The 16,943-nt window shown below is 68.6% G+C and carries 11 protein-coding genes; 4 read left to right on the forward strand and 7 right to left on the reverse strand.

Annotated features, from left to right (window positions below):
• Positions 1-178: 178 nt before the first annotated feature.
• The gene (locus HEP85_RS40965; protein WP_168532325.1) at positions 179-2,149 is read left to right on the forward strand and encodes a potassium transporter Kup; all 1,971 of its coding nucleotides are present in this window, start codon (positions 179-181) and stop codon (positions 2,147-2,149) included.
• A gap of 243 nt (positions 2,150-2,392) precedes the next feature.
• Here HEP85_RS40965 and HEP85_RS40970 read toward each other — a convergent pair whose 3' ends face one another.
• The 4 genes from HEP85_RS40970 to HEP85_RS40985 form a co-directional block, all read right to left on the reverse strand.
• Positions 2,393-3,181, reverse strand: a complete 789-nt coding sequence (locus HEP85_RS40970; RefSeq protein ID WP_168532326.1) for an ABC transporter permease — start codon at positions 3,179-3,181, stop codon at positions 2,393-2,395.
• Positions 3,178-4,176, reverse strand: a complete 999-nt coding sequence (locus HEP85_RS40975; RefSeq protein ID WP_168532327.1) for an ATP-binding cassette domain-containing protein — start codon at positions 4,174-4,176, stop codon at positions 3,178-3,180. Before HEP85_RS40975 ends, HEP85_RS40970 begins: the two co-directional genes overlap by 4 nt.
• A gap of 66 nt (positions 4,177-4,242) precedes the next feature.
• The gene (locus HEP85_RS40980) at positions 4,243-5,088 is read right to left on the reverse strand and encodes a DUF4097 family beta strand repeat-containing protein (protein ID WP_168532328.1); all 846 of its coding nucleotides are present in this window, start codon (positions 5,086-5,088) and stop codon (positions 4,243-4,245) included.
• An 86-nt stretch (positions 5,089-5,174) separates the two neighbouring features.
• On the reverse strand, positions 5,175-5,714 hold the full coding sequence (locus tag HEP85_RS40985) for a toxin-antitoxin system HicB family antitoxin (protein ID WP_168532329.1): 540 nt from the start codon (positions 5,712-5,714) through the stop codon (positions 5,175-5,177).
• Between the two features lie 524 nt (positions 5,715-6,238).
• On the opposite strand from HEP85_RS40985, the gene HEP85_RS40990 reads away from it, so the two are divergent.
• Entirely contained in the window at positions 6,239-6,754 is a 516-nt protein-coding gene (locus HEP85_RS40990; RefSeq protein WP_168532330.1) for a hypothetical protein, read from the forward strand.
• A gap of 254 nt (positions 6,755-7,008) precedes the next feature.
• Here HEP85_RS40990 and HEP85_RS40995 read toward each other — a convergent pair whose 3' ends face one another.
• The 3 genes from HEP85_RS40995 to HEP85_RS41005 form a co-directional block, all read right to left on the reverse strand.
• Entirely contained in the window at positions 7,009-10,317 is a 3,309-nt protein-coding gene (locus HEP85_RS40995) for a discoidin domain-containing protein (RefSeq protein WP_369658053.1), read from the reverse strand.
• The gene (locus HEP85_RS41000; RefSeq protein WP_369658054.1) at positions 10,314-12,890 is read right to left on the reverse strand and encodes a discoidin domain-containing protein; all 2,577 of its coding nucleotides are present in this window, start codon (positions 12,888-12,890) and stop codon (positions 10,314-10,316) included. The genes HEP85_RS40995 and HEP85_RS41000 overlap by 4 nt, the downstream gene beginning before the upstream one ends.
• Positions 12,891-13,138: 248 nt before the next feature.
• Entirely contained in the window at positions 13,139-14,476 is a 1,338-nt protein-coding gene (locus tag HEP85_RS41005) for an ROK family transcriptional regulator (RefSeq protein WP_248002361.1), read from the reverse strand.
• Positions 14,477-14,562: 86 nt separating this feature from the next.
• Between HEP85_RS41005 and HEP85_RS41010 the strand changes: the two genes are divergently transcribed.
• Both HEP85_RS41010 and HEP85_RS41015 read left to right on the forward strand, forming a co-directional pair.
• Positions 14,563-15,423, forward strand: a complete 861-nt coding sequence (locus tag HEP85_RS41010) for a LacI family DNA-binding transcriptional regulator (protein WP_168532331.1) — start codon at positions 14,563-14,565, stop codon at positions 15,421-15,423.
• A gap of 193 nt (positions 15,424-15,616) precedes the next feature.
• Positions 15,617-16,939, forward strand: coding sequence for an ABC transporter substrate-binding protein (locus tag HEP85_RS41015; RefSeq protein WP_168532332.1), 1,323 nt, complete (start codon positions 15,617-15,619; stop codon positions 16,937-16,939).
• The last annotated feature ends 4 nt before the right edge of the window (positions 16,940-16,943 follow it).

Consider the following 16,943-nt stretch of genomic DNA (forward strand, 5'->3'; position numbering starts at 1 on the left):
GTTCGCGGCGTCGATGGCGGACGCTGCCGTGGCGACCTACCTGCTCCCGTCGAAGGCCGGGTCGGAGACACCGCTTGAGACAGGGCCCTCCTGCCAACCGTCAGGCCCGGGGATCGGTATCGTCCGCCCCGATGCCCCGGGTCCGCGGCTCAGCGGCCCGGCACCGAGGAGGAGCAGCATGGCCGACCGCCAGCAGGGAACCGCGCCGGATGACGGATCCGCGTCGCGGGCACCGGAGGTCCGTCGGGCGAGCGCGCACGACTCGGTGCGCCTCGCGGTGGTCATCGGAGCTCTCGGCGTGGTCTTCGGCGACATCGGCACCAGCCCGATCTACACCCTCCAGACGGTGTTCAACCCGAGCGATCCGCACCCCGTCCCGGTCACCACGGACAATGTGTACGGGGTGGTCTCGCTGGTGTTCTGGTCGGTGATGATCATCGTCACGGTCACCTATGTGCTGCTGGCGATGCGCGCCGACAACGACGGCGAGGGCGGCATCATGGCGCTGATCACCCAGCTGCGGCGGTGGAGTTCGCAGCGTGGACGTCAGGCCGCGGTCGTACTGGCCGCGCTGGGCATCTTCGGCGCGTCACTCTTCTTCGGTGACAGCATGATCACCCCGGCGATCTCGGTGCTCTCCGCAGTCGAAGGGCTCAAGGTCGTCGAGCCGTCGCTGGGCAGCGCGGTCGTACCCATCACCGCGGTGATCATCGTGTTCCTGTTCCTGGTACAGCGCCGGGGAACCGCGGCGGTGGGCCGGGTGTTCGGACCGGTCATGATCGTCTGGTTCGTCGCCATCGGCGCGTGCGGCGTCGCCGGCATCGCCGACCACCCGGACATCCTCGAGGCGCTGTCACCGACGTACGCGCTGGGCTTCCTGTTCGGTCATTGGGGCACGGCCTTCTTCGCTCTGGCCGCGATCGTGCTCGCGGTCACCGGCGCCGAGGCGCTCTACGCGGACATGGGGCACTTCGGCCGCCGGGCGATCACCCTGGGCTGGATGTCCCTCGTACTGCCCGCCTGCGTCCTGAGCTACATGGGCCAGGGCGCGCTGATCCTCGACGATCCTGACAACATCAGCAGTCCCTTCTTCCTGCTCGTGCCCGACTGGGGCCGCTGGCCGATGGTCGTACTGGCGACGGCGGCAACCGTGATCGCCTCCCAGGCCGTGATCACCGGCGCGTACTCGGTCGCCTCCCAGGCGGCCCAGCTCGGCTACCTGCCGAGGCTGCGCATCGCGCACACCTCCGAATCCACCATCGGCCAGATCTACGTCCCCTGGATCAACTGGCTGCTGATGGTCTCGGTACTCACCCTGGTCTTCGCCTTCCGCAGCTCGGCGGCGCTGGCCTACGCGTTCGGCATGGCGGTCACCGGCACCATCACCATCACCACCCTGCTCTTCTTCTATGTCGCCCGCGCCAAGTGGGGCACGCCCCGGTGGCTGCTCGCCATCGGCGCCGGCGTGCTCCTGTTCGTGGACCTGCTGTTCGTGGCCGCCAACATGACCAAGCTCGTCCACGGAGCGTGGCTGCCGCTGCTGATCGCCCTCACCGCGTTCACCGTCATGACGACCTGGCAGCGCGGCCGCGCACTCGTCACCGCGGAACGAGCACGCCAGGAAGGTCCACTGCCCGAGTTCATCGACCACCTCCGCTCAGGGCAGATGCCGACGCTCCGGGCGCCCGGCACGGCCGTCTTCCTGAACCGGGGCAAGGAGACCGCGCCGCTGGCCATGCGAGCCAACGTCGAGCACAACCATGTACGGCACGAGCATGTCGTGATCCTGTCCATCAGGACCGAGCCCGTGCCCCGCGTCCCGGCCGACCAGCGGATCGTCATCGACGACCTCGGGTACGCCGACGACGGGATCATCCACGTCACCGCCCGGTTCGGCTACATGGAGACCCCGGACGTGCCCGCCACGCTGGCCCTGCTCGACCCGGCCGAAACCGAAGGACCGCTGCAACTCGACCAGGTGTCCTACTTCCTGTCGAAGATCGAGCTCCGCCGCGGCAAGGCCCCGACGATGGCGCCCTGGCGCAAGCGGCTGTTCATCGCCACCTCCTACATCTCGGCCGACGCGGCCGAGTACTTCGGCCTTCCCCGCGACCGCACGGTCATCATGGGCTCGCACGTCGAGGTGTGAGAGGGAACTCGGACGGCTCGGGGGTGCCCCGAGGTCACCGTGCTGTGGGCTCACACTGCCGATATCAACGGGCGGTCGTGCTGCGGGTGTTGACGGAGTGGCGGCCGCGAGGGCAGCGGGCGTCACCGCTGTATCAGGCAGGCTGTCGAAACGCTGCCCTCTCTCGCAGGCACAGCCAGTGAGGAGGAACCCATCGCAGTACGCCGGCGTCCTGGAGCGGGATGGTCCGCGGGTCACGGCCTGCTACTTCGGGTCGCGGTTGAACACCGACTTGGACCAGGCGTAGCCGAGTACGGCCAGTCCCAGGCACCAGGCCACGGCCAGCCACCCGTTGTGGCCGATCTCGGTGCCCAGCAGCAGCCCGCGCAGGGTCTCGATGGCCGGGGTGAACGGCTGGTACTCGGCGATCGGCCGGAACCAGCCCGGCATCGCGTCGACGGGGACGAAGGCGCTGGAGATGAGCGGCAGGAAGATCAACGGCATCGCGTTGTTGCCGGCGGCCTCGGCGTTCGGGCTGACCAGGCCCATGCCGACCGCGATCCAGGTGAGCGCCGTGGCGAAGAGCACGAGCAGTCCGAACGCCGCCAGCCACTCCACGAGGGTGGCATCGGTGGAACGGAAGCCGATGGCCACCGCGACAGCGCCGACGACGACCACGCTGATGACCGACTGCAGGACGCTGCCGATGACGTGCCCGATGATCACGGAGCCGCGGTGGATCGCCATGGTCCGGAAGCGGGCGATGATGCCCTCGGTCATGTCGTTGGAGACGGAGACCGCGGTGCCGATCGTGGTGCTGCCGATCGTCATCAGCAGGATGCCCGGGACGAGATACGCGACGTACTGGGAGCGGTCGGCGCCGCCGCCGATGCCCGCGCTCATGGCGTCGCCGAAGATATAGACGAAGAGCAGGAGCAGCATGACCGGCGTGAGCAGCAGATTCAGCGTCATGGACGGGTAGCGGCGCGCGTGCAGCAGATTCCGCCGCAACATCGTGGACGAGTCGCGCACGGCGAGGGTGAGGTGGCTCATCGGACGTCTTCCTTGGTCTTGTCGGGCGTGCCGGCGGTGGTCAGGGCGAAGAACACATCGTCGAGGTCGGGGGTGTGCACGGTCAGCTCGTCCGCCTCGATGCCGGCCGAGTCCAGCCGGTCGAGGATCGAGCGCAGCTCGCGCTGACTGCCGTCGCTAGGGATCTGCAACGCCAGTGCTTCGTCGTCCCGGGTGGCCTCGCGCAGCGTGGAGGCGGCGGACTGGTACGCGGTCGGGTCGCTGAAGCGGAGGCGGACGTGTCCGCCGGGGATCAGACGCTTCAGCTCCTCGGCGCTGCCTTCGGCGGCGATCCTTCCGTCGTTCAGCACGGCGATGCGGTCGGCGAGTTCGTCGGCCTCGTCCAGGTACTGAGTGGTGAGGAAGACGGTGACGCCGTCGGAGGCGAGTTCGCGGATGGTCTGCCACATGTTGTGGCGAGCGCGCGGGTCGAGGCCGGTGGTCGGTTCGTCCAGGAAGATGATCTGTGGGCTGCCGACCAGGGTCATGGCGATGTCCAGGCGGCGTTTCATGCCGCCGGAGTAGGTGGAGGCCGGTTTCTTCGCAGCCTCGGTGAGGTCGAATCGCTCCAGGAGTTCGGCGGCGACGCGCCGGCCCTCGCGCTTGGGCAGGTGGTGCAGGTCCGCCATGAGGAACATGTTCTCCTCGCCGGTGATCAGACCGTCGACGGCGGAGAACTGGCCGGTGACACCGATCACGGCGCGTGCGGCCTGCGGGTTGGCGGCCAGGTCGTGACCCGCGACGTGGGCCTGGCCCCCGTCGGCGGTGATGAGGGTGGACAGGATCTTCACGGCGGTGGTCTTGCCGGCGCCGTTCGGGCCGAGCAGTGCGAACACGGTTCCGGCCGGGACGGCGAGGTCGATGCCGTCGAGCACGGTCTTGTCGCCGTAGGCCTTGCGCAGCCGGACGGCGGAGACGGCGGCGGGTGACTGCCGGCCGTCGCCCTTTCTGGGCGTGGGCATGACAGAAGAGGGCATGGGGTCCTCCCTTTCGAAGGGGTGGTGAGAGGTGAAGTGGCCTTGGCCGTGCAGGGGTCGGACGGGTCAGGGCCGGGCGCGGCGGATGTCGATGTTGCCGTAGCGGGTGCGGGCCCTGACCTCGACGGTGTCCTCGGACTTGTCCGGGCTGTCGGAGGCGGTGAGCGCGTTGCGCACCTGCCCGTTGCCCGAGCTGACGTCGAGCCAGGCGGCCGTGCCCTTGCGGATGCCGACGTCGATGGCGCCGTAGGAGGTCTCCAACTGGACGGTGCCACGGGCCACGTCGCCCACCCGCAGGGTGCCGTGGGCGGTGGTCGCGGTGACCGAGCTCTCGGCGCGCTGGATGTCGATGTCCCCGTTGGCCCCGCTCACCCGCAGCTCGCCGATCGCGGCGCCGACGGTCGTGCTGCCGTGCGAGTTCTTCAGGACGGCCGGGCCGTCCACCACACCGACCCGCAGGCTCCCTGAACTGGTGGTGATCTCGGCCAGGCCCTCGACCTGGTCCACGGTGATCGAGCCGTGCGACGCGGTCAGCTGGAGCGGGCCCGTCGCATCCAGGCGGACGTCACCCGACGACGTCTTCACGCGGACCTCGCCGAGCCGGCCCTCGCCGAGCACCTGGGTCCAGGAGCCGGTCGTGTCGACGCGCGAGCCGGTGGGCAGTTCGACCGTCACGTCGACGCTGCCGGTGGGCCCGACAAGGTAGCGCCCCTTGGGCGTCCTGATGGTCAGCATGCCGCTCGCGTACGTGACCTCGGTCTGCTCGGCGACCCGCACGTCCTTGTCCTTCTTCGGGTCGCGGGGCCGCACCTCGACGACCGTGTCGAGGCGATCGCTCGCGGAGAACTGGATGGAACCGGCGGCCACGTTGGCGGTGACCGAGATCGGCTGGGGAGTGTCGAAAGAAGGCATGGCTGTCCCGTCCTCTTGGGTCTTCGCGGTGTCCCTGCTGGTGGGACGTGGTGTGAGTGAAGTGGAGTGGAGTGGCCTTGGCGCGGCTAGTGCACCCAGCCCGTGAGGCTCTGTCCGACGGTGCGGGTGGTGCGGGTGGTACGGGTCTCCTCCGGCGTACGCGGCTGGGTGCCGCCGTCGACCGCGGCCGACACAGCTCGTACCAGCCACGCGTTGACCGACAGGCCCTCGCGGCTCGCGGCCTCCTCGGCGCGTGCCTTGAGGTGGGCGGGCAGGCGCAGATTGACGCGGGCGGTGCCGCCGTCGTCGCCCTCCGCGGGCGCCGGGGCCGGTGCTCTGAGCGGCTCGGCGGGCCCGCTCCTGTCCTCGTACACCTCGTCGGCCGCAGGCCGCGTCACCACGAAGTCGGGGTCGAGCCCACGCAGTCGTACGTCGACCGAGCCGGGGGCGAGTTCACGGGTGATCTCGTCCATCGCGGCGGAGAGCACATTGAGCAGCGTCAGACGGGTCGCCGACTCCAGGGGAGCGGTGAGCCGCTCGGCCAGCTCGCGCGCCTCTTCGCCGCCGGCTTCGGCGGCCACCGCGAGTTCGCGGCGGAGGTTGTCGACATACGGCATGAGATCCATGACGCCATAATGGCACCACTATGGCGCCATGCGCAAGCCGGGAGAGCGAGCGATTGCGGGTCGGGACCGGCCCAATGGCACTGACCTGCGGAGATTCGCCCGCCAGTCGGACGTGTCAACGCGGCGCCGTGGCCGCTCTCCTGACGCGAGCATCGAGGACGCCGATCACTTCCCCTGGCGTCACGGAGTCCTCCGGGAGCGGCGTCCGGATTCCGTCGACCCATTGCAGGCCCCTTCAGTGAGAGCCACAGGGGGCTTGCCCTCAACCTCCTTGCCCGTAGATCCCTCGGCGGCGACGGGGATGCGCCGCACCTCCGGCGCGTACCCGGGCTGTGCCGAGTCGCCGGCCTGCGGTGTCGCGACCTTCCCGACGCTGCGGGGCCATTCGGTGGCGCGCCTGACGCCATAAAGTGCCTTCTCGTGGCGCCAAATGTGTGCCACTATGGCGCCATAGGGGTGCAGTCCTCGGCTTCGCGGCCGAAGGGTGCGCGATTCGCGGAGTGAGACATCAGAGGGGTCGGGCCATGGGGACAGCACAGGGCCAGGAGCAGGCGGCGCCCGGCGCCTTCACCGCCTTCGCCCGCTTCGTGCTCTTCGGCGGCGGGGTGGGGCTCGCCTCCAGTTTTGCCGTGGCGGCCCTCGCCTCCACGATTCCCTGGGTCCTCGCCAACGCCCTGATCACCGTGGTCTCCACGGTTCTCGCCACCGAGTTGCACGCCCGCTTCACCTTCGGCGCGAGCAGGCGGGCGACCTGGCGCCAGCATGTCCAGTCGGCCGGGTCGGCGGCGGCCGCGTACGCGGTGACCTGCGTGGCCATGCTTGCCCTGCGGCAGCTGGCGGCGACGCCCGGTGCGCTGCTCGAGCAGGTCGTCTACCTGTCCGCCTCCGCCCTCGCCGGAGTCGCGCGGTTCGCGGTGCTGCACCTCGTCGTCTTCGCGCGAAACCGCTCGCGGGCCGCGACCACCGCCCGCCCCGTGCACGCGAGCGTCGCCCACGCCCCGGCCCCGGCCGACCCTGAGGTGCTCTGCTACGCCGCCTGACCGTTCCGCCCGGGCGGAGTGCCGAGCGGGCTGGGAGACGGCGCATCTGCGGCAGGTGGCCCGCCCGCATCGGCAGGCCCTCCGCGAAGAGGCCTCTCGCTCATGCAGCGCGCTGCTTCCTCGGTTCCGGCCAGGCCGACGCCAGTGCCTTCTGCACGGTCAGGAACCCGACGCGGGCGTGTTGCGAAAGTCCCGCCTGCCTCGCGGCGTCTGGCACGCCCTCCCGGCGGACGACGGGACCTTCGCAACACGACCTAGCCGTACACCTGCATCTCGTAGAGCGAGTAGCCCCACTGGCCTGACAGTTGGCTGCCCTGCATGCGGACGTATCTTGCCTGCCCGCTGACGGGGATCTTCTCGGTACCTCCTGAAGAGTTGGTTCGGCTGTAGAGGTCGTGCCAGGTGGAGCCGTCCGTGGAGCCCTGCAACTTGTAGGACTTCGCGTACGACGCCTCCCACAGCAGGTCCACCTCGGAGAGGTTGTACTGGCTGCCGAGGTCGACCTGGATCCAGCTGTTCGGGTCCTGGCCGGCGCTCCACCGGGTGTTCAGGTCACCGTCGAAGGCCTTGGTGGCCGACTGGTCGCCGCTGGACTGGGACGAGGCCGTCGCCGGCTTGCCCTGTGCCAGGTTGGCCCGCGGGGCGTTCATGGTGAGGTTGACGGTTACGGTCTTGCCTGCCTGGAGCGGCAGGACGCGTGCGATGTTGCCCAGGGAGGAACTCTGGACGGTTACGCCGTCGGCGGTGATCGAGGAGATGCCCGAGCGCTGGATCAGCGTCAGGTTCTGGTTGATCTTCGAGGTGAGCGTCACCTTCGCGGTGTGCGCGTCGGTGTCCCACGTCAGGTTGTTGATGGTGAACTGGCTCTTGCCGAGCATCCCGGAGACGGACCCCTTGTCCAGGCCCTTCGGCAGCCCCGGCAGCAGTTCCAGCGTGCCGGGCCTGGTGGAAGCCAGCATCTCCATCATCACCGTGGGCACGGAGTTCACGACATCCGTGGCGAAGGTGTTGTGGTTGTTGTAGTGGGAGGTCGCCATACTGCTGTAGTAGTAGTCGTCCTTGGCGAAGCGCAGCAGCTTCGCGCCCACCGAATCCGGCATGTCGAGGTCGGCCGCGATCAGCGCCCCGTGCAGCAGGCCGTGTCCGGCGTTCTCGTACGCGCCCTGGTCCTTCTTCTGGAGGAACACCTGCGCGGCTTTGAACTGCGCCGAGTTGGTCTCCGGAGTGATCTCGCGGTAGGGCCACACCGGCAGCAGGCCGCTGGAGTGGCGGTGCTGGTAGTTGTTCTTGTTCTCCAGGTCGGGCCGGGCCCACTCGGCCAGCGCGCCGTCGTTGTTGATCAGATACGGCGGCAGGTGGTCCAGCTTCTCCTGCCAGACCGGGATCTTGTCGGCGTCGCGGCCGAGGGTCTTCGCGGTCTGGATCAGCGTCGTGAGCGCGAACTTGGCCCCGGAGATGTCGTAGACGGAGTTGACGGCGAGCGGCACCCCGCCCGGAGGGGTGTTCTCCGGCGAGATGGAGCCGGCGAAGATGTAGTTGCCGTTGCCGTCCTTCTTGGTGAGGAAGTCCTCGTAGAAGTCGCCCATGTCGCGGATCAGCGGGTAGTACTTGTCGGCGAGGAACGTGGTGTCCCCGGTGACCTGGTAGTACTCCCAGAAGGGTTCGAGCAGCCAGGACTCCCCGCCTGTCACGTACTGGTAGGGGTAGTCGAAATTGATGTTGGAGATCAGGCCCTCGCCGTTGGGCGTGTTGCCGCCGGTGAGCATGCCGCGGGTGCCGAGGAGCTTCTTCGCGTTGGTCTCGAAGTCCTTTTGCCATTGCTGATTGAGCCAGAAGTAACCCGTCATGGCCTCCGGCATGTTGCCGATGTTGCCGCTGGAGATCTGCAGGTTGAGGTTGGCGTCCAGATGGTAGTAGCCGTCCCAGCCGACGTTGCTGTCACCCGTCCAGTTTCCGAGCAGGTCCGGGGCTTGCGTGGGTCCGCTGGAGCCCAGCAGGTGGTAGCGGCCGGCGTAGAACATGCGTTCATACAGCGCCGGGACCGGTGTCGAGGAGGACTTCTGCTCGGCGAGCAGCTGCTCGGTGGACTTCGCGCGGTCGGCCGCGGAGGCGCCGAAGTCGATCGAGACCCGGCCGAAGATCGAACTGTGTGCGTCGGTATGCCGGTTGAGCAGCGTGTAGTAGTCAGTACCGAGCCCGGCGAGCTTCTGCCGGAGCAGGTTCTTGCCCCACTCCTGCTCGGCCGGGACGCCGCCGTTGTATGTGCCGTTGTAGCGCTGAGTCAGTGACAGCAACAGTACGTAGCTGGCGTTCGAGACGGTCACCTGGCCGTTGCTGAGGGTCTTGGTGCCGTCGGTGACGATGCGGGTGACGCCCTCATAGCCGGCGTTGTAGCTGCCGCTGGGGTATTTGGCCCGCAGGTTCAGGTAGTCGGTGGTGGAGTTGTCGGTGTAGGTGACGCCTTTGTTGAGGAGGTTCATGCCGGGGTCGATGGACAGGCCCAGGGTCATGGTCTCCTTCTGGCCCGCGGGCGCCGCCTGGTACTGGACGGTGGCGCCGTCGGTGCGGGATACGAAGGAGTCCCGCTCCCACGAGCCCTTGCTGTCGTCCCAGTTGACCTTCACCACGCCGTTGGAGTAGTCGGTGGAGCGGGCGTAGTTGCTGATCTGCCCGGCGTCGGGCATGCCGATGGTCATTTTGTAGCCGGGGTGTTTGCTGCCCTCGCCGCCGCCTTGGTAGCCCTGCACGTCGGCGGCGAGCTGGTTGGCCTGCTGGTACTGGCCGGAGATCAGCTCGTCGCGGATCTTGTTGATGTTGTCCTGGCTGACGGTGTTGAAGGTGCGGTGCGGGTGGGCCTCCGTCCGCGCCATGAAGAAGTCTTTGTCGTCGAAGACGACCGTGTCGTTGCGCGGGTCGCCGAAGACGATGACTCCTTGCTTGCCGTTGCCGGCCAGCAACCCGTTCTGCCAATCGCCGTACGTCTTCGGGTACGTGGTGGAGGGTGCGACGGTCGGTGAGCCGGCGGACGGGACGCCACTGCCGCCGCTCGCGGTGCCGTGGACCGCGAACTCCCACAGGGAATATCCGTATGGGGTGTTGGGGGTGACACCCTGCAACCGTACGTAGTGCGCCGCTTTGTTGACGGTGACGGTCTCGGTGCCGCCGTTGCCGTTCGTCGTGGAGTAGGCGTCGGCCCAGTGCACCGAGTCGTCGGATGTCTGGATCCTGTACGCCTTCGCGTACGCGCTCTCCCAGGTCAGCGTCACGGACGAGACGGTGTACTCGCCCGCGAGGTCGACGTAGATCCAGGCGTCGGGGTCGTTGCTGTGGTCGCTCGACCAGCGGGTGCCACTGTTGCCGTCGATGGCGTTGGACGCCACGTAGTCGCCGTCCTGGTAAGAGGCGACGGCGCGGGCGTCCGGATTGCGGGCGAGATTGACGGGGGCGTCGGCGGCGCTCGACCGGGACGCCTGCACTGCCATGGTGAGCAGCAGGAAGAAGGTCAGGGCGACGCCGAGGAGCTTTCTTCCCGTGTGGGATGTGCGGGATTTGATGAGGATCACGGGTGACTCACCCCTCGGCTGGCGTTGGCGGTGACGCGCAGGGAGGAGATGGCGTCGTTGTTGCCCGTGGTGGTCAGGTTCGGGGCGTCGCCGGTGAAGTTCCAGGCCGTGCCGGAGAAACCCGCGTCGGCATAGCCGGTCACGGTGCAGCCGGCCGGAACGCGGAGCGAGGAGATGGAGTCGTTGGCGATGCCCTTGGCCTGGAGCGCGGGCAGGTCGTAGTTCCCGGGCCCGAAGGCGGCCGAGGTACCGCTGTAGTCGGCGTCTCCGTAGAGGGTGGCGCCGCTGCCGCCGACGGGGGTTCCGTAGATCTCGAACTCGTAGAGCGAGTAGCCGTACGCGGTCGCGGGTGTGACGCCCTGCATGCGTACGTAGCGGACATTCTTGCCCACGTTCACTGTCTCGGTGCCGCCTTGGCCGTTGGTTGTGGAGTAGGCATCGGTCCAGTTGGAGGCGTTGTCCGATACCTGGACCTTGTATGCCTTCCCGTAGGCGGCCTCCCAGTTGAGCACGGCGGTGGACACCGCGTACTCGGCGCCGAGGTCGACGTGGATCCAGGCGTTGGGGTCGTTGCTGTGGTCGCTCGACCAGCGCGAGGAGCCGTTGCCGTCGATGGCGTTGGAGGCCTGGTACTTGCCGTCCTGATAGGAGGCGACCGCCTTTGCGTCGGCGCCGAGTGACAGATTCACCGGGGTGCCGGTCGGCGGGGGCGGCGGGGTGGGCACGGTCTGGTAAGTAAGCGGCCACAGCGTGAGGGAGTTGCTGCTTACCGCGGCCGCGGCGAACGGCCCGGCCATGGTGTTGGTGCTGCTGACCTGCCGGCCGAAGAAGTCCGTGGTGACGTCGGCCTGGATGCTCTGGTTGGCGGTCGGTATGGTGCCGACCCGGGCCTGCGTGACCGGGGTGTTGCCGTGGATGGCGGAGGCGTCCAGATCGAAGTTCAGCACCATCTGGGTGTTGGTCGCCGTGTAGTGCACGTTGGAGACGGCGCCGGTGGAATTGCCTTCCTTCACCTGGGTCTTGTCCGTGGTGTTGTTCGGCAGCGTCGAGCCCTGGACCAGGTTGTTGTACCAGAAGAACTTCTCGGGCGAGGTGAGCGCGGTGGTCTCGTTCATCGTGCCCGGCTGGAAGTAGTACGCGTTGCGGCCGCTGCCGTCGCTGTGGATGTTCGCGTTGTCGAGGAAGAGGTTGTTGGCGAAGACGATGCCGGTGGCGTCCAGGGTTCGGATGTCGCTGTTGCCGATGAAGACGTTGTTGTCGACCAGGATGGGCCCGAAGACGGCCTCGGCGTAGTAGCCCCAGGGGCTGTTCATCACGACGTTGCCGGTGATGCGGACGTTCTGGTTGCCCCAGTCGGTCCAGATGCCGGCTGAGTTGCCGCCCTTGGAGTTCTTGACGTAGTTGCCCTTGATCAGGCCCTCATTCATGTAGTGGACCTTGATCGGGGCGGTTTCCGCACCGCTGAACTCATTGCGGTAGTTGGTGTCCTCGATCATGTTGTAGAGGATCTGCGAGTGCCAGGAGAAGACGCCCGCGATTCCCGACTGGCCGCATTTCGCGATGTAGTTGTTGCGGACGGTGTGCGAGCCGTACGCGCTGGTGTTGTGGAAATCCGTGCGTGGTGTGCCAGGGCGGTTTCCGGCCCAGGTGTCGTTGCTCAGGCCGATGTCGATGCCGATCGTCCTGGCGTTGATGACGATGTTGTTCTCGATGATCCACTTCAGCCCGCCGTAGACGCTGATCGCGCCTGCCTGCCGGCGGTCGGGGCTGTCGGGGAAGTCCGAGTACGTGTTGGCCGCGTGCTTGATCGTGAAGCCGTTGACGGTGATGTAGCCGAGGCCCCAGACGTCGGGCGCGAAGACCTGCCGGCGGACGTTGATCTCGGCGAGCCGGGCGTTGGGGTCGGCGCCGTTGAAGTTGGCCCAGATGGTGGTGCTGGACGAACCGACCTCGGAGTACCAGGTGTTGGCCGCGCTCTGCACGGTGCTGAGCGACGGCTTCTCGTAGTACGCGGCCTCGTCCAGGTAGACGTCGCCGGCGGTGTAGCCGGCGAAGGTGCCCCCACCGCCGCCGTTCGGCTGCCCCTGGGCGTACGGGTTCCAGTCGCCGAAGTAGCTGTTCGGCAGCGTGACACTCCAGACGTTGCCGCTGCCGCGGGTCCAGGAGTTGATCTCTTCGGAGCCCTTGATGCTCACCGCTCCGTCGCCGGCGTTGGTGTACGTGATCCGGTGCTGCTCGTCGGTGCCGCCGCGCGCGGGCTTGACCGTTTCGCGGTACAGCCCGGCGTGCACCTCCACGGTGTCGCCGGGCTGTGCCACCTGGGCGGCGTGATTGATGGTCAGATACGGGGAAGCCTGCGTGCCGGCGTTGGCGTCGCTGCCGTTCTTGGCCACGTGGATGACGCGTGGCGCGTCCGCCGCGTGTGCCGGGAGGACCGCGGGCGGGGCCAGTACGGCGAGCGCGGCGATGGCGAACGTGGCGCTCACCGTGCGGAAGACGGCGGCCAGGCGGCGGGGCGCTCTGCGTTTGCGGCCGGGCGGCGCCTGGCGGTGCGGGCTGACGGGGTGTCTCATCAGGCTCCTTCGGGAGGGGTGAGGGGCGCTGTGGAGGTCGAGGTGACGCGGTGGCCCAACGGCTCGCGGTCTAGTTTCTTAATTAATTTATGAAAGTCGGAGCCGCGTAGATGCCAGCGGTCGAGCAACGTACCGGCGCGTCAGCTCGGCATCAATACATCGGACCAAAGTGGCCGCCGGCGAGCGGAAGCCGGACGTCCGTCAGGCGTGGCCGCGAGCGCGCCGACCAGGCCCCGGGCTCTCATCGGCTAGGTGCGGGCGGTGAGTTCGGGGCCGTGGCCCGGGGCCACCGACCCCTGGAGCACCAGCGCCGCGCCGCCGATCGCCGCCGCGTCCCGGGGGTTGCTCGACAGGTCCACCCGTACGCCGTGCACGTCACGGGTGTACGCGCACTCGGCGAGGCGCCGCCTGACCTCGCTGACGTAGATCGACCCGGCGACCACGAAACCCGGTCCGGCCAGCACCAACGTGTCGAGGTCCCACAGATTCACCAGCGCCACCGCGCCCTCCGCGAGCAGTGCCGCCGACTCGTCGACCAGCGCGCGGGCCTGCTCGTCGCCGTAGAGCGCGGCTCGCGCCAGCACGTCGAAGGCCCAGGCGTCCGGGTCGTCGGGGCTGATCTGGAGCCGGTCCGCGAGCCCCGGCACCGCACGGGCCCGGCGCACCACCGCGCGCGGCGCCGCGTACATTTCCAGGCAGCCGCGGTTGCCGCACGGGCAGGGCTCGCCGTCACGGATCACGGCCACATGTCCGATCTTTCCCGCGTTGGAGCTGGAGCCGCGGTGCAGTGCACCGTCCAGGACGACGCCCGAGCCGATGCCGGAGTTCATGTACAGGCAGCCGAAGGTACGGTCCCGGGAGACCTGCCGGCTCCAGAACTCGCCGACCGTCGCGGCCGCCGCGTCGCTGTCCACCAGCACCGGGATGTCAAGACGGGCCGCCAGCGTGTCCGCGAGGTCGAGTCCCGCCCACTGCGGCAGGCCCGGCGGGGCGAGGAAGCCGCCGCGCGCCAGGTCCACGGGCCCGGGGCCGACCACCGCGAGCCCGGCGACGCTCTGCGGTTCAAGGCCGAGGCCCTCCGTCACGTCCCGGTAGAGCGCGGCCAGTTGCTCGACGGCGTCCCCCGTGTCGCCGGAGTTCTTCCCGCCGCCCGAGTGGGTGTGGCCGGAGCCCTTACCACCCGGCCCCGTACCGCCTCCGGAATCCGTACCGCCGCCCGGCCGCGGACCGCCGAGGGCGGCGTTCGCGCTCGGGCCCGCGATGAGGGCTCGGCCCACCGTGCCGCCGCGGGTGTCGGTGACCACGCAGGTCAGTGCGTCGGATCCGACGTGAATGCCGACGCCGTAGGCCGCTCGCGAGTTGATGATCAGCATGGCGCGCGGCTTGCCCCGGGTGGCCACCGTGTCGCCGGTCTCGCGCACCACCCCGTCGTCGATGAGCCGCCGCACGATGTTGGAGATCGTCGGCTGTGTCAGCCCCGTCGCGTTGACCAGCTCCACCCGGCTGATCGGCCCGGACGACCTGATGAGGTCGACGATGAGTGCGCGGCTGCCGGGTCCCGCTGCCGCAGACTCCCGTCGGGCCATCCTGGTCCACCTTCCGCTCCGCCGTACGCTGTCGTGTGACTACGTCAAGCACGAGGTTAGACGAGACCCTTGACCGGGAGGCCACCATGCCCGCGCCCGCGACCAGCGACAGGGCCCGCCCGCTGCGCGGTACTCCGGTCGGGCTCGCCCTGGTGCGGGACGCCGAGGTGCTGGGCGCGGAGCCGTTCTTCCACGATTTCATCGCCGGCATGGAGCGCGTCCTGGTCCCGCTCGGGGTGCCGGTGCTGCTCCAGGTCGTGGCCACGGTGGCGCAGGCCGCCGAGCGGATGCGGGCCTGGGCGAGGCACGGCCAGGTACAGGGCGTGATCCTCATCGACCTGCTGCCGGGCGACGAGCGGGTGGCACTGGTGAAGGAGCTCGGCCTGCCGACGGTGGTGATCGGCGACCCGGTGACCGCGGGCGGGCTGCCGGCCGTGTGGACGCAGGACGACGTGGCGATGCAGAACGTGGTGGACGAGCTGGTCGCCGCGGGGCACACCCACCTCGGCCACGTCGCAGGCCCGGCTCAGATGGCGCACACGATCATCCGCCGGCGCACGTTCCAGGCGGCGGCCGCCGGGCACGGGGTACGCACCACGACCTTCGAGGGGGACTACTCGGAGGCCGCGGGCATACGGGCGCTGACCGCGCTGGGCGCGCTGGCGGACCGGCCCACCGCGGTGGTCTTCGACAACGACGTGATGGCGCTTGGCGCCCTGCACGAGGCGGGCCGACTCGGGCTCACCGTGCCGGCCGACCTGTCGCTGGTGGCCTGGGACGACTCCGCCCTGTGCCAGCTCGCCACCCCGCCACTCAGCGCGGTCAGCCACGACGTCCAGGAGCTGGGCGAGCTGGCCGGCCACACCCTGGCGGACGCCCTGGTCGCCGCCCCTGCCGCTACGGTCAACGCCCCGCCGGCCCGCTTGGTGGTGCGCGGCAGCGTCTGAGGCCTGCCCGCCTGCCCGCCTGCCCGTAACTCGAGTCCCGGGCCGGCTCCGCCGCCGTACCGACACCGCGTGATTCATTGCTCATCCGGGCGCTTCACCACTTTGATAGATTACTAATCTTTCTTATTGACTTCCGTTGGGCGCTCGTAGACGCTGTGTCGCGTTCGAAGCCGTTTCAAGCAAAGGAAGCTCTATGGACCACCGCACCAGGCCCTGGGCCGTGCGCGTCATAGCCGGGTCCGTCGTCAGCGCCCTCGCCCTCGCCCTGGGCGGATGTGGCACGAGCGGCGACGCGGAGAGCGGCACCGGCAGCAGCAACTCGATAGACGTCGTCACCCGCTGGTCGGCCGGCAACACCGCGGCGGCGGCGCAGAGCCGCGTCTTCAAGGCCTTCACCAAGGAGACCGGCGTCAAGGTCAACGCCACCGACGGCCTGGAGACCATCGACGACCAGGTCGAGAACGCCGTCGCGGCCGGCAAGTCCCCCGACGTGGTGATCGTCAACCTCTACGACAAGACGCTCGGCTGGCAGGACGCCGGCGTCACCGTCCCGGTTGACGACTACCTCAGGGAGTGGGGCCTCGCCGACAAGATGAAGCCCAGCGCGCTCGACGAATGGCGGGTCGGCGGGAAGCCCGAGGGCAAGCTCCAGGGCCTGCCCTTCTCCGGCTTCACCTGGCCGGTCTGGTACAACACCGACCTGCTCAAGACGGCCGGCGTCGACCAGATCCCGACCACCACCGACGAGCTGATCGACGCCTCCAAGAAGCTGCGCGCCGCCCACATCCAGCCGCTCACCGTCGGCGGCAACGACTGGAGTGGGCAGAAACTCTTCTACCAGATCGCGCAGTCCTACACCGACGCCGCGACCATGGAGAAGGTCATGCGGAGCGGCGGCTACTGCGCCACCCCGTCCGTGATGCGGGGCATCAAGCTCTTCACCCAACTGCGTGACGGTGGCGTCTTCGCCGACAACGCGGCAGGCCTGAACAGCGACGCGATGTACGCGGCCTACTACTCCGGCAAGGCCGCCATGATGTCCGCCGGCTCCTGGGCGTACACCGACGCCAAGAAATCGGACACCGGCGTCGAGACTCACACCACGCTCGCCGGCCTGCCGCTGCCCTCCGGCTCGACCTACAAGAACCCCACCGCCTACCAGGGTTTCACCGGTGTCGGCTTCATGATCACCAAGCGCGGCGCGTCGAAGGACCGCATCGACAACGTGCGCAAGTTCATCACCTCCTTCTACACGGACGCGACCGTCGGCGACTTCGTCAAGGACGCCGGCATCCTGCCGCCCACCGACGGTGACTTCCTGAAGTACGCCACCGACCCTCTGCTGGCGCAGTCGCTCAAGCTCGACAAGACGGTGGACTACGCCGTGGTGCCTGACGTGTGGATCGGTTCGGCGTCCGACCCGATCATCCAGGTCCTGACCGGGGCGTACGGCAAGTCCTCCGCCGACAAGATCTGCGAGGGCCTCGACGACGCCACCAAGAACACCAAGAGCTGACCCA

The sequence above is a fragment of the Streptomyces sp. RPA4-2 genome, assembly GCF_012273515.2.
Taxonomy (GTDB): domain Bacteria; phylum Actinomycetota; class Actinomycetes; order Streptomycetales; family Streptomycetaceae; genus Streptomyces; species Streptomyces kaempferi.

Coding starts and splice junctions, on each gene's coding strand:
- HEP85_RS41015 (WP_168532332.1), top strand. CDS start 15,617: ATGGACCACCGCACCAGGCCCTGGGCCGTGCGCGTCATAGCCGGGTCC.
- HEP85_RS40990 (WP_168532330.1), top strand. CDS start 6,239: ATGGGGACAGCACAGGGCCAGGAGCAGGCGGCGCCCGGCGCCTTCACC.
- HEP85_RS40970 (WP_168532326.1), bottom strand. CDS start 3,181: ATGAGCCACCTCACCCTCGCCGTGCGCGACTCGTCCACGATGTTGCGG.
- HEP85_RS40975 (WP_168532327.1), bottom strand. CDS start 4,176: ATGCCCTCTTCTGTCATGCCCACGCCCAGAAAGGGCGACGGCCGGCAG.
- HEP85_RS40965 (WP_168532325.1), top strand. CDS start 179: ATGGCCGACCGCCAGCAGGGAACCGCGCCGGATGACGGATCCGCGTCG.
- HEP85_RS40985 (WP_168532329.1), bottom strand. CDS start 5,714: ATGGATCTCATGCCGTATGTCGACAACCTCCGCCGCGAACTCGCGGTG.
- HEP85_RS41010 (WP_168532331.1), top strand. CDS start 14,563: ATGCCCGCGCCCGCGACCAGCGACAGGGCCCGCCCGCTGCGCGGTACT.
- HEP85_RS40980 (WP_168532328.1), bottom strand. CDS start 5,088: ATGCCTTCTTTCGACACTCCCCAGCCGATCTCGGTCACCGCCAACGTG.
- HEP85_RS41000 (WP_369658054.1), bottom strand. CDS start 12,890: ATGAGACACCCCGTCAGCCCGCACCGCCAGGCGCCGCCCGGCCGCAAA.
- HEP85_RS41005 (WP_248002361.1), bottom strand. CDS start 14,476: ATGGCCCGACGGGAGTCTGCGGCAGCGGGACCCGGCAGCCGCGCACTC.